The organism is Haloferax sp. Q22, from assembly GCF_001482285.1.
In the GTDB taxonomy this organism is placed as follows: domain Archaea; phylum Halobacteriota; class Halobacteria; order Halobacteriales; family Haloferacaceae; genus Haloferax.
Genome location: NZ_LOEP01000024.1, coordinates 1 through 12867, shown reverse-complemented (window position 1 = coordinate 12867; position 12867 = coordinate 1). Strand labels below are relative to the sequence as shown.

Genomic DNA, 12867 nt, shown 5'->3' with positions numbered 1-12867 from the left:
CGTGAGATTGCCCTGATGTGTGTCGTTTACAACATCAAGCGTGCCGTGAAACAGTGAAAACCTACGCCGTATGGCGATTCAACACAGCCCCTGGACCAGTCTGAGCTATCGTTGACCCCGCCGTGGAGTCGGCATGCGTGTTCGGAGATGGTGTTGGGTAGGGGATTGGTATTTCACGACGGGAAGACGGCGATATCGCCGTATATACAACCAATGCTGTCCCGGCGACGACACCTCCGATCGCGTACCAGAGTCTGGGTGCAGATTGGAAGCCGTCCACGAACAAGAGGGTAGCCCCGCTGAGGGCCACAAGTAGCACGCCGAGACGGCTAGAAACAGCCATTTCGTCATACCACGTCAAATTTAGCTAAATATCTGTTCCTGACACAGGTACTCTACTTGCAGTTCGAAGGAGAGAATTTCCTAGAGTCAATTTTCTACGACCTTCAACAGGAATTCTAATTCCAGATCTTGCCTTGAGGACTCTGCTGAAACGCTGTCAGAAATCATTTCCGTGAGTGGTTAGACATCTGCATAATGGCCAAAGGATGGATGTCGGGGCATCTCGTCTCCGAATATAACCACATTCCCTCTGGGAGAATGGTGATCCGTAGATACCAAGACCTGGAGGAACGCTATATCAAGAACTATTTTGAAAAGGGACTATATTGCAACCACCTAACTAATTTTGATGACAAAAATGAGGGGCTTATTGGAGAGCCAGGGTACAGTGGTTCTCTTCGTGGCGGGCTTGCTGCCGTTAGTAGCCGTGGACGCAAACGAGAAGGGGAGGAACTTGTTTCAGACGAGCGGTTTGAGGACTCGCTCCGGGATTTCCATCGAATAGTTCGGCACAAGCATTTTGCAAACTGTTGGCGGCTAGGGATGGACGAACCTACAGAGATGTGGGATGAGTATATTAATGATGATGAGTTGAAAGCAGGAGTTGCGTTTGAAACCACGGTTCGTCAGTTTGTTCGTGCAATTCCTAGAGAACCTGCTATTAGAAACTTCCAAGATTCTTCTAAAGAAGAGACACCGATCTGGAATGTACACATCGGGGCCCAAGGGAGTGACATTCGAGTTGGAGCAGTGAGATACCAAGATCGGGAGAAAGAGGGTATCCTCCAGCCTGCGGCATATCAAGCGGCGGTTAACTTCTTCAAACGGAAAGATTACGATTACGAGAAGGAATTTCGGTTGCTTATCAATTCCTTCGATAGCGCTAGGATGCTTCAGGCCAATCCTGATGGCACTCTGGTAGCAGAGATGCCGGATGTCGGAGAAACACATCGATTTTTCCCAATGGCTACGGTCTGGATGACGAATCGGATTATATTGGCTCCAAACGCTGGAGAAGAGCAGCGAGACAAATTAGAGCGTATTCTTGATGATATTGGAGTTACATACGGAAGTGATGAAGATTCTGACGTGGAGATTGTTCCTTCCAGTTCTAACTTGACATCAAGGTCAGAAACACACGATTATGATGCTGTGTTTGCAGGACAGGATAACTATCAAGAAACAATGGAATACCTGAATAATGAACATCGCAAAATGCTCAAGCAGTCACAACAAGAGGACTGGCCAGTCACTGATCTAGTTTTATTGATGATGAAACGTGGTGGGGCGGTGGTGGAAGGATATCGGTATTCGACCGACAAGCCTGACGTAGATCTAAGTGAATACGGTCATGACGAGTTCCAAGGAGTCTGTGTAACCCGAAATGGGACTTCATCAAATTTCCCCGTTGAGTACAAGAATGATCGGATGAAGGAGTTTGAAGAATAGACCACGAAGTTACCCAAACATGCTATCGTTTGGACCCTCGTCCGCTTGTGGCTCCTGAAGTTGATCTTCATGAATTTACGATAGCTTTTTTGGCAAATTACAGCACGACACCTAACACTCCGAGCAAGCACGATTCCTAGATTGCTATGCTACATACTCGCCCTGTCTTCAGAGTGATTTCTACAGAGCTTCCTCGAATATTGGTCTTGACAAGGTCGCTTTGATTACATCCTAATAGTTTCTAACTGGGCTAAAATTCTCCGCCCGCAAACCCACTCTCATCTAACCGGTCGTACATCTCATTCGGGAAGGGAAGGCTCCCCCAGATTGAGTATGGGCACTGCTCCTGGCCGATGCAGTACCGCTGCATATCGTCGTTGTCACAGTTCATCGGAAGCGGGGTGTCGCCTCCAATGGTGTTCGAGAACTCGTAGCGAATCTGGTAATCGGTGACTTGCTCGTCGTACCAAGGCCATCGCGAGAAGACGTCCTTGAGGTCTGCGACAATCGTCTCGAGGTCACTATCCTGGTACTGGGGAAGCCACATCACCATCCGGGCGAAGTTGTACAGGTCCTTTCGGACTGGTTTCTTCTCGTGGAGGCGCTCGGCCATATTCGCCATACAGGGGAGTTCGAACAGATCCTCGATTGTCTCGACGTCGAGGGGCTGGACGCCACGCGAAGACTCCTGAATCCGATAGTGGTTCGTATTTCCGTGCTCTCGAATGGCCAGACTCCGGTGGTCGCGCTGAGATGCGAGAAGGTTTCCGAGACTTCGAGGACTCGAGATGCGATTACACACGTCTCGCTTCCAGCTCGCTTCCGGGTCGTAGGACTCCACTGCTTCAAACAGCTCCTTCGCCGAGTGGAACTCTCCCAGTGAGACGACCTCGTCTGGAGCGTCTCGAATCGCGTCTCTGAGCACACGGATGGTCCGTTCACCGGGGTTCCAATCTCGCCAGATCCGTTCGTGGTGTCCCGTCTCGATGAAGCGGTCGATACGCTCTGTGATGGCTGACTCATTCGTCGTTAGCCACGTCAGCTGGTCTTCAGAGAGGTTCTCCTCCTGGACCCGCAGGAGCTTCTTGAACGCACGTCTGGCGTACTCGCGATACTTCGTGTCGAAATCACCGACGGGCACATAGAGGCAGTTGTTCTCGACGCGAGTGAGCAGTTCCCCGATTTCTCCGGTCTCAGTTTCGGCGTGAACAAGGCACTTCCTCGATGCTGCGGCCATCGGGATTTCGAGATACAATCCGTCACCGAACTCAGGCATCTCTTTGATCCCAGTACAAACGCGACCGGGGTGTGGTCCGTCCTCTCCGGGCTCTTTCGCGTACAGCACCTCTGCGATATCCTGTTGGAGACTCCCATCACCGAATTCTCGAAGGAGGGAGGCGAGATTGTTGACGTAGAGCTCGCGAATATCGTAGAGGACCTGCACCTTTCGCGGTGGGGCGTGTTCGAACTTCGGGTGTGCCTTGACGCAGATAGCACTCAACGTCGCAAGAACGGCGAGCGTTCCGGGCTCGTCGACGAAGGGTTCCTCTGCGGCGTTGGCCCTGACGTCTTCTTTGAACGCCGCCGTCCCGAATCGCTCGAGATCATTCAACAAATCTTCTGGTTGCTCTTCGCCGTCGACGATGTAGCGATTGTAGCCCCGCGTGAACAGCTGGTTGATGCGGGTCGTGCCGTATTCGAGCGGGAGCGTCGCAACGCGATAGGCGGTGCTCTCGTCCTCGACAGGCGTCGACTGAGTCATTCCTTGACCACCTCTGGTGTCGAAGATCGGATGTCGAAGGTTGGGCTCTCGATGGGCGTGACGATACTACAGACGTCAGCGTGCAACGAGTAAGGGAGCCGGGCAACCCGACGCCGATCGGCGGTAACCACTGGATCGATGGGAATCTCGTAGGTGTCTTGCAGAAGGTCGTTCAGCACTTCCCGACTCTTGGCGTCGTACCGATGGGCTGGATCGGTGTCAAGGAGGTAGACGTGAACGCCCTGGCCGCTGTACACTACCATCGTCTCCTCGGCGTTGAAGTCGTCCTCGAAAATATCTCGCACCTCAAAGCCGTACCCGATGGCCCGTTCGATATCCTCGAAGGCATACGGGTAACCTACTGGTTCTGCGTCGAGAATACCCGCGGAATCGAGCAGTTCTTCGCTGTCTTCCGTAGCATCCTCATCCGAGGCAGCTTGTGCTGCTCGCTCTCGGGCTATCGTTTTCGCGTCGATATCGATGAGGAGCACCCACGGTCGTTCCCAGTGATCGAGGGCGTAGTAGACGGCATCAGGACGCGGGTCTGGTTTGTCAAGCAGATCAGGATCGGCGAGCGCGAAGTCGCTCCGCCCAAGTGGGTCGTTCCGCGCTGGATGGCGGATGAACTCGAGGACGTCGTCGAAGTCGTGGAACACTGCCGTTGTTCGGTCGCCTGAGACGTTCGTCTGCCACGTATCTCGACGGATGAAGTCCTTGTCTGGGACTCCGTCTTTCCGTACCGGGTGGGGATCCTGAAACGCGAGTGCGTACTGTTTCGGCCCCTTTGCGGTGATGAACGACGGGAGTTCGTCGACGTACGAGGAGAACTCCTCCGTGTAGTACCTATAGATCTCTTCGCGGGTTGCGTGGCGCCACGTCATGTGTTGAATTCCTGGTCGAGTTTGTTGAAGCTCCGAATCGTCGTCAGCCCAGCCGCATCGAACGATTCAACGGCCTCTCGAATGTCCGAGAACGACCGGGCTGCACGCCCGCTCACGCTGCTTTCTATCCGGTCGGCTTCTGCGAGACGGTCCAGCACCTCGACGGCCGTCTCGCGTCTGTTGAACGCCCAGACAGCGTTCGCGTCCACCGTGCTCTGCTTGTCGTAGTCGTCGACCGGCGCGTGTTTGTTGTTACTCGCGAGTTCGGCTTCACCGACCCACACGAGTTCCCCGTCAACATCGAGACCGACAACGTCGAACACCGTCTCTTCATCGTACTCGTAGTACGGCTCGACCTGTGCGACGTCGTCGCGGGAGGCTAACCACAGTTCGAGCAGCTTCACACCGACCTTGTGCGGTGTCTTTTCACCGATGTCCCCTTGACCAGGACCGACCTTGAGCTTCTGACCGAGGAGCTCACGCCCTGCCGGGAGAACGGTGTAGTACTTCCGACCGCACGCTCGTCCTTCCTCCAGCAGGTCTTGCTCGACGAGCCGTTGCACATCCAGATCTTCAAAGTCGCTCTTGAACGAACTCATTGAATCCAAGAGTCTGTGATTTGGTGCGTCACCATTCATCACGTCGAGGATGCGGGTTAGGAATCGGATGTCGTCGTGCGTGAGCTCGCGCCGCTGGAGTTCGTCATCTGGAACGGTTACACCACCTGCCTGTACTGGTGACGACTCATTCTCTTCGACATCTGGCTCCACTTCTTCACTGACTGGTTCTTCCGGCTCAGTTGCCCCGGAATCTCCAAATAGCGAGGTGGTGTCCGCGTTTTTCTCTTTCTTCTCTTCATCGGCCGCCGAACCACTGGTTGCCTGTCCGATGAACGACGACTGCGCCGAGTCCGTAGGGCTAGTCGAGTCTACGGATGTCGAACCTTCGTCGTTCGGTCTACTTCCCCAGCCCTCGTCTTTGGCTGTCTCCGATTCGGTGGTAGTCTCTGCAAGCCCATATCGGGCCTGTGTTCGCTCCGAAAGCCGTGGGAGGGCCACGGTCTCGAAGTGGTCCTCCTGTTCGACAGAGAGCGGCTCGTCGCTCTCTGGATGGCCGGCTGCTATCGGGAGCGGCTTCACTGAGAACGGGGCTGGCCCCGTCTCCCCGAATGACGGACTCGGCAGTTGTGCGATCCACTCTCCGCTGGGGAGTGTGTTGATCCGATTTCTGAGGTCGGTCGGGCTCAAGTCTTCGTGGGCCAGTGACTCTGCGAGATCGCGCTCGATGGAGATGTTCCCGATGAGCTTCGTCTTGATGTTGTTGAGGACCTCGTCGTAGGCGCGTTCGCTCCGATTTCGGACCTGGCCGGGGAACTGCATCACCAGTCCCATGCTCAGACCGAACGACCGCCCCTGTGGAAGCAGCTGCTCGGAAACGAGTTTCGTTGATGCGACGGGGGCCGCCTCCTCGATGATGAGGTTGGTGAGATTCTCGTAGTCCGTGTTCCCGTCACGTCGACGCACCTGCACTGCGTCCCAGAGGTTACTCAACAGGAGGAGTGTGATCGCTCGCTGTGCCTCCGGACGGAGGTTCCCCAAGTCGAACAGGATCGTGGCATCTTCGTCGAGGAACTCGCGGAAGTCGAATCGGTTGTCGACGTACTCTCCGGTATCGTCTTGCTCCGGAACGTGGCTGAAGATCCGTCGCAGGTGTGCGTCCTCTCTGAGCTTATCGAGGCGGTTCCCGACGGCGTCCATCGACACCTGGAACCGGTGGTCGTCCTTCGCGAAGTGCCGCGTCAGCGACTCCTCGACGTTCCTGTTGGCCGCCGAAACCGGCGGAACAGTCCGCTCTCGCTGCATCTGGAGGGCTGCCGCGAAGAGGTCGTCCAGGCCGAAAACGTCGCTCCCGTACTCCTCGTCGAAGAGAGCCTTGATGAGGTAACTCAGAATCTCGTTGGCGACGAACGCCTGCCCGTACTGCTCGCGACCCATAATCATCCGCAGGATGTCGTGGAAGTGGTCGACCTTGTCCTGAATGGCGTCCTCGCGGTTTCGCCCGGCTTCGAGCGCAGGCCGGATGTCGAAGAAGGAGAACGCGGGGACAGTCTCCGGGACGCGAAACTGGTAGACGTCGTCCAACCCGTTGAAGCGTTCGTAGTGGCAGCGAAGGTAGTTGGCACACATCCCGTCGCCTTTCGGATCGACGACCACGACGGGGCCGCCGGTCGTCTCACGGAGGGATAGTGCGTCGTTGATGATTGCCTTCGATTTCCCGCCGCCGGTCGATGCGAACCGGCCGTAGTGCGTCGTCAGGAGCTTGGGCGGAATCCGAATCGGGTCCGGTTGGGGAGCTCCGTTCTCATCGAGCGCATACCCAATCGCCATCCCCTCCTGAAGCTGTTGAACCAGGTCCGGATTGGGCCACGGAAGCGGGTTCCGGCTTTGCTGTTCAGCGCGGGTTCCGCGTGTCCCTTCTACTGTGAGTTGCTCGGAGGAAGGAACCAAGACGAAGTTCGCGAGCTCCGTTCCACTGAGGACGAAATCAGGCCGAGTCTTGCCTCGCCCGGTCGTAATCTCTCGGTCAAGTAGCCGCCGGAAGGCAGTCCGTGCGTTCTTCTCCTTCGTCTTTTCTCGGAAGCCACCAGCACGGAGCCGTTCTCCCTCGACTTCGTAATAGGGGCCGTCAACCGGGTCGAACACGGGCCGAAGTGAGTTCATCTGGGCCGCGAGTTCGTCGTGCGATTCGTCGTCGGTCGGAACACCGATTGCCCTGATGTTGGCAGTGTACGACCGCTTAGGGTTCTTCGCATCGATGTACTCGATGCGCTTGGCGACTGACTCACTGAGCTGTTTCTCGCCGTGATCGCTCCGCTGGTCTTCGACCTCGAGGAAAGAGCCCACGACCTCCTGGAAGAAGGTGTCCCGTCCGTCGATGAGATCCTCTTTTCTGACCTCTGCGTCGGACTGCCAGCTCGCCCGTCGCTGGAACACGACCTGAAACGCCACGGGTGAGGCTGCCTCCATCAGGTGGTCCACTAGTGACGCCAGTGTCGCACCGGGCTGGTCGACAGCCACTAACCCGTCGTCGCCATCGCCAGCGGCGAAGGGCGTCAACGACGTCATCCAGTCTTTCTTCCGGGTGGCTGAACCAGACCAGCGCACGCCAACTGGCGAGACGGCGTCGATGGTGGGCCGAGCGAGAATCGTTCCCTCATCCGTCTCGGTTGGCTTTTCGAGCGTCGTCAGTGGCTTCTCGTCCGGGATTGCGCTCGGTGGTGCGAGCTTGAGGGCGGTCTCACCGACCTCGACGAAGTGACCAGGGGATGCATCGAGTGTGGCACCACCATTTGCAAACGGGGAGGCTTCAGTCGCCGCCGCTTGGTCTTGGTCACGGTCCTCACTGTCAAGTTCGTACTGCTCGTCGGGGCTGAATTCGTACTGCAGATGCCCTGATTCGTAGTGTTCGATGAACTCGGATCGTGTGAATTCGACTGGTTGGATGAGCCGAGCGGCGACGTCGACGTGGACGCGCTCGATGTCGAACGTCTCGGGGTAGATCGAACGGAGCCGTTTTTCCAGTGTATCGAGGTGTTCGTCGACGCCGTAGAAGAACTCGACAGGGTCGTCCGCTCCCTCACTCAGTGCGAGAAACTCGAACCGGGGCGGTGTCTTACTGTGGAGTGGGTTCAGCTTCTGCGCGAGTCCCGTCGACTCTGCCGTCGTCAGTTTGTGCAGGCTTTCGAGGACTCGAGGGATTCCCTCGGGTTCAAGCTCTTCGGATGTCGGCGTGACTCGGAGATATTCACGCATCGTCCTCTCCCTCCATCGCCCCGCCATCTGGTTTCGCAGAGGCGGGTTCGGCTTCTTTCGACTGTCCGTTCGTGGCCTGCTGTTCCAGCTCCTCACGGAACTGCTGTACGTCCGTATCGACTGCCTCCTCGCCAGCGCCAGGGAGTGAAGACCGTACCTGCTCGGTCGGCTCGAAGTCGATGACTTGCTTCTCCTTGGGCATCGCCTCGACCTTGATGCCGCGCCACTCGCCGTCGACGCCGACGAGCGCCTCGGAGAAACCTGCGTCCTCGTTCCCGGGGACTGCGTCCTGCACGTAGCGCATCTGGGCGTAATTCAGGCCGAACTCGTCGGCCCACTGGTCGTCCATCCCGTCTAGGCGATGGAATTGCTTGACGGCACACTGATCGAGGATGGCCTCGGATTCGGCGTGCTCGAAGAACTCGTCGACGGTCTGCGTGACGAGACGAATCGAGAGGTCGTGATGGCGGTGATGGCGGAACACCGTCTCGAGGAACGCCAGACTCGCGGCGTCCTGCATGATGTACCGGGCCTCGTCGATGACGAACACGACCTCCTTGTCAGTCTCCTTCGCCCGCTCGTACACGAGCGAGATGAGCAACTGCATCGTCAGCGCCGTGCTGCTGTCGACGCTGCCCTCCTGTTGTGCAAGGTCGAGGTAGATGACCTTCTCATCACGGATGTCGAACTCCGAGGACTTGCCGAGATTGGCGTGGCGACCCTCCTCCTCGAAGGGACGAAGCTGGTCGAGAAGCCACGTCGCGTCTTCGCGGATCTTCCCGGCCTCTTCATCCGAACGGACGACGAACGACTCGGGGTCATCGACCATGTCCTCGAAGACGTCCATCATGTCCCGGATGGTCGGGCTGGGGTTGCTGTGCGTCGAGATGTCGTCGGTGATGTCGTTGCGTTTGTAGGCGCGCTTGAGGCCGAGTTCGAGCGTCGTCCGACGGTCACCGAGCGAGATGCCGCGCAGTGCGAAGAAGTTCGTCAGGAAGCTCATGGCGTCGTCGAGCTTCTCGTTGAACGGGCTCGCGTCCTCGCCCATCGCTCGCTGGACGTGGTCGGGCGTCTGGCGAATCTCCAGGGGATTCAGCCCGAGTGTCCCACCGACGGTGATGCGCTTCGCTCCGAGTGCTTCGGAGACGCCTGCCCAGTTGTTGAGCGGTTCGAGGATGATGCCGATGCGGTCCTTACTCTGCTCGATAGAGCGGATGAAGTTCTGCTTCGAACCGAACGACTTCCCAGACCCAGTATCGCCAACGGTGAACATCGCGTACCCGTTGTCACGGGCGAACGGGTCGATGACGACGGGACTCTGGTTGTCCTTGTGGATACCGAACTCGACTCCGCCTTCTTCGAGGATGGTCGCGTTATGCGGCGACGAAAGGAGTGCGCCGACGGCCCCACCGAGGGCGATGGACTCGCGCCCGAATACGTTGTCTCCGATGGGTGCGGCCGACTGTAGTGCGAGGTCCTGCCGACAGATCGCAGTCTTCGGCGTGAGGTTTGCGGGGTCGTCGCGGAGCGCACTCTTGACCTTCTGGACTGAGTCCCTGAGGTCATCCTTGTCGTCGGCACGAACCGTGACGAACATCCCCTGGTCGAAGACGTTCGCCCCACTCTCGACGGCCTTGTACGTCGCAGCGGCCTCGTTCGCACGCTCTTGGAGGTACGCACTGCGGACACTCTGTTCCAGATCCGCGTCCACCTGGAGGTCGTCAGCAATATCCTGCAGTTCGTTCCGTGCCCGCTGCTGGTTCTTCGGGGTAATGTGCGCTGTGAGGTCGAACTCGACGTCGGTCAACTCGAAAAGGTCGCTCAGATACCCGTCGTTCGGGTAGTCGGCGTAGTCAGCGATGTACAGCGTAGTCGTCCACTGCTCGCCAACCCGAGCGGCTCGTGTCTCCCACTCGATGGCTGCCGGCGCGGTCACCGTCTTGTGGGACTCGGAGATGTCGTCGAGGAGCTGTCCCTCTGCGTGCCCCTCTTCGAGCGTCTCCTCGTCGAGGACGTCCGAGAAGTCGACTTCGGGTTCCTCGTCGGCGGTGTGACGGTCCCAGAGAAATTTTCCGACGACTCCGAGGACCACAACCAACAGGAGGTAAATCGCTGCACCTTCGGGCGACGTTGGGTTCAGCAGCCACTCTGTGAGCTGGGTGAGGGGCCCGCCACCCGCCTGCAGGACGACGTTACGCATTGGTCTCATCCTCCCGGCGCGAGTGGCCGATAATCGGTTGCTCGCGAACAACACGCTCTGCTTCGTCGTAGTCGTGCTCTCTCCCGTTCCAGAAGTCCATGTTCAGGACGAACAGCTCGACCGTACTGAGCCGACGAGCAGACCAGCCAGAGGCTTGCTGGATGAACTCGGCGCGAACGTCGTTGACGCGGCTGTCCAGCTTCTCGAACATCTGCGCCCGTCGCTCGACATCCGTGAGGTCCTCACGGCGGGTCACGAACGGGTTGAACAGGAACCCGATGACGGGGAACTGCGTCAGTTTCTCGGCAGGGGTACCTTCGTCTCGGTATCTGTCGTAGACTTCGAGCGGCGTGACCTCGACGCCGATGTAGTAGCGGACCTGCTGGATACCACGATCACGCATCTCCTTGGGACGCGTCTCCCGATACTCTTCGAGGAGTTCCCGGAAGATCGGGTTCTGCTTGACGTCCTCGTCGTTGAGCCGCTCCTCGATCGTCTCGGTGATCTGTTCCACCGGAAATGACCGGGTTGTCGCGTGGAGTTTGAGCTTCGAGTCGAGTTCTTTGTTGGCGAACTCTTCCCCGGCCTCCTGGAGCTGTGCCCAGTCGTCGGACATGGCGAAGTCCATATTCCCCGGGTCGATCTCGATGAACGCTTCCATCGTTCCGTCTGCCCGTTGAATCGCTCCAGCACCGGGCCACGCCCGCTTGACGTTTGTGAGGTCCTGCGTTCGCTCGTCCGGCTTGAACGGCGTGTAGTTCGCGAGCCCGCCCTCGTTTCGCTCTGTCTCGTTCGTGGTAGTATCGGGTTCTTCTGGAGCACTGAACGTGACTCGCGGACGCTTGGCGTAGCGATAGACGTCCTTCGTCCACGTCCACGCGTTCAGGTGGTCGGGAGAGACGTAGATGACGGCAACGCCAAACCCGAATCCTCCTGCGACGAACGGGAGGGCGAGCGATTCGATTCCGGTGAGACCAGCGACGAACAGCCCAATAATCGGGAAGGCGATGAGCACGCCGACGTCTCCCTCCTCGATGTTGAGGTAGGGGATTCGACTCTCTTCGCCGAACTGGTCCATGATGCGCCGTGCGGCTGCGTCTTGATCCATCGACATGGGTGCTTAGTAGATTCCAGGGTCGTTCTCGGTCCGCCGGTACGACGGCGTACTGTTCTCTTCGTCACTACTCTCTCCTCGAGCTGCGGCCTTCTGCGCGACAGCGTGACCAGCAGCTGCCTTTGGTCCCCAACGGGCCGCGGTCGTCGCGACACCAGCGCCACCGACGTACGCACCCGCTGCGACTCCACCGATGAGTGCCGCCCCCTTCGTCGCGCCTCCGACGACCTTTGCAGTCAGCGGAGTCGCGTACTTGAACGTCTTCCAAGTGAGATAGAGAGCGATCAGTGGTAGTGACGCGGCTACGAGGTATTTCAGAAATGCGCTACCGGGGGCAAGCGCGCCTTCGGAGTAGAGTAGGTCGTATCCTTTGAACACTACCGCTGCGGGGAGGGGAAGGACTGCGAGCGGCACGAACCGCTTGATGAATCCCATCGAGATATCGGAGAGGACGGGGATATTCCCATAACCCAGGGCGAATGCTATCGGCATTCCATACACGTACACGTAGAGGAGGATTTCTCGAATGTAGTAGAGGGCCTCAAGTGCCCACATCGAGAGTCCACCAACCAGAGCAAAGACGAAGGCAAGTGCTGGATTGCTCAAAGAGACTTCTAAGAAATTGAGCATCGCATCTCCTAACGAGCTGAGGCTCGGCATCAGAGCAATTGTGAACCCATCAACGATGTAGAGGCACAGAATACTGACCCAGTACCACGTAATGATGAGGAAGGCTCCGACCCAGGCGGTTTTCTTCGTCCGCCTCGCTTCGTATGCGCTTCCAATGTTGAAAATTCGGATTGTGTGCCGTCCTTGAACACACATCAGCAACAGGAGTAACGAGATTAGCATAATCTCGCCACCAACTAGGGCGTCTTGTATCGCAGGCCACGGAGCATTGGAGGGTGTCCCAAATACAAACGTCCCATCCGTTTGTGGTGTCGGGGTTCCAAACATCTCCTCCGTGAGGGTATCATATCCGGTCTGCAGACCCTCCATGAAGAGGCCGATCAACCAGTTGACGACCTCTTTGAACCCCTCGAGGACGACGTCGATTAGATCAACCATAGTTACGATTCACTAATCGTTATTTCACAGTTGTCTGCCTCTGTTGAGGCCGAATACTGTATGTTGTAGTTCTTGGTTAGCTGAGCCTCCTCTACTGGTGTTTCGAGGATGAGTTCGAACTCGCCACTCTGCTGTTCGTCTTTACACGAAGTGAGGGTGTCATAGAACGATTAGCACACCAAAGAGCAGGGTGAATGCTGAGGTGGAATGAGCTCAGCGACCCTGCAAGATGATCCTTC

The 12867-nt window shown here is 57.5% G+C and carries 7 protein-coding genes; 1 reads left to right on the top strand and 6 read right to left on the bottom strand.

Features of this window, described 5'->3' with window-relative positions:
* The first annotated feature begins 537 nt into the window (after window positions 1-537).
* Entirely contained in the window at window positions 538-1791 is a 1254-nt protein-coding gene (locus AM590_RS20480) for a hypothetical protein (protein ID WP_157575452.1), read from the top strand.
* 250 nt (window positions 1792-2041) lie between these two features.
* On the opposite strand, the gene AM590_RS10750 is transcribed toward AM590_RS20480, so the two are convergent.
* Genes AM590_RS10750 through AM590_RS10725 form a run of 6 tightly spaced genes read right to left on the bottom strand, consistent with a single transcriptional unit; the run spans window position 2042 to window position 12628 of the window.
* Window positions 2042-3553, bottom strand: a complete 1512-nt coding sequence (locus AM590_RS10750) for a primase-associated protein (protein ID WP_058827484.1) — start codon at window positions 3551-3553, stop codon at window positions 2042-2044.
* A complete protein-coding gene (locus AM590_RS10745) occupies window positions 3550-4434 on the bottom strand; it encodes a hypothetical protein (RefSeq protein WP_058827483.1) in 885 nt (294 codons plus the stop codon). Before AM590_RS10745 ends, AM590_RS10750 begins: the two co-directional genes overlap by 4 nt.
* Window positions 4431-8246, bottom strand: a complete 3816-nt coding sequence (locus tag AM590_RS10740) for an ATP-binding protein (RefSeq protein WP_058827485.1) — start codon at window positions 8244-8246, stop codon at window positions 4431-4433. Before AM590_RS10740 ends, AM590_RS10745 begins: the two co-directional genes overlap by 4 nt.
* Entirely contained in the window at window positions 8239-10446 is a 2208-nt protein-coding gene (locus tag AM590_RS10735; RefSeq protein ID WP_058827482.1) for a VirB4 family type IV secretion system protein, read from the bottom strand. The genes AM590_RS10740 and AM590_RS10735 overlap by 8 nt, the downstream gene beginning before the upstream one ends.
* The gene (locus tag AM590_RS10730; protein ID WP_058827481.1) at window positions 10439-11560 is read right to left on the bottom strand and encodes a hypothetical protein; all 1122 of its coding nucleotides are present in this window, start codon (window positions 11558-11560) and stop codon (window positions 10439-10441) included. The genes AM590_RS10735 and AM590_RS10730 overlap by 8 nt, the downstream gene beginning before the upstream one ends.
* 6 nt (window positions 11561-11566) lie before the next feature.
* Window positions 11567-12628: a hypothetical protein gene (locus tag AM590_RS10725; RefSeq protein WP_058827480.1), complete on the bottom strand. Its 1062-nt coding sequence runs from the start codon at window positions 12626-12628 to the stop codon at window positions 11567-11569.
* Window positions 12629-12867 lie beyond the last annotated feature (239 nt).

Excerpts from the sequence above, each read along its gene's own strand:
- AM590_RS20480 (WP_157575452.1), top strand. The coding sequence starts at position 538 with ATGGCCAAAGGATGGATGTCGGGGCATCTCGTCTCCGAATATAACCAC.
- AM590_RS10750 (WP_058827484.1), bottom strand. The coding sequence starts at position 3,553 with ATGACTCAGTCGACGCCTGTCGAGGACGAGAGCACCGCCTATCGCGTT.
- AM590_RS10745 (WP_058827483.1), bottom strand. The coding sequence starts at position 4,434 with ATGACGTGGCGCCACGCAACCCGCGAAGAGATCTATAGGTACTACACG.
- AM590_RS10740 (WP_058827485.1), bottom strand. The coding sequence starts at position 8,246 with ATGCGTGAATATCTCCGAGTCACGCCGACATCCGAAGAGCTTGAACCC.
- AM590_RS10735 (WP_058827482.1), bottom strand. The coding sequence starts at position 10,446 with ATGCGTAACGTCGTCCTGCAGGCGGGTGGCGGGCCCCTCACCCAGCTC.
- AM590_RS10730 (WP_058827481.1), bottom strand. The coding sequence starts at position 11,560 with ATGTCGATGGATCAAGACGCAGCCGCACGGCGCATCATGGACCAGTTC.
- AM590_RS10725 (WP_058827480.1), bottom strand. The coding sequence starts at position 12,628 with ATGGTTGATCTAATCGACGTCGTCCTCGAGGGGTTCAAAGAGGTCGTC.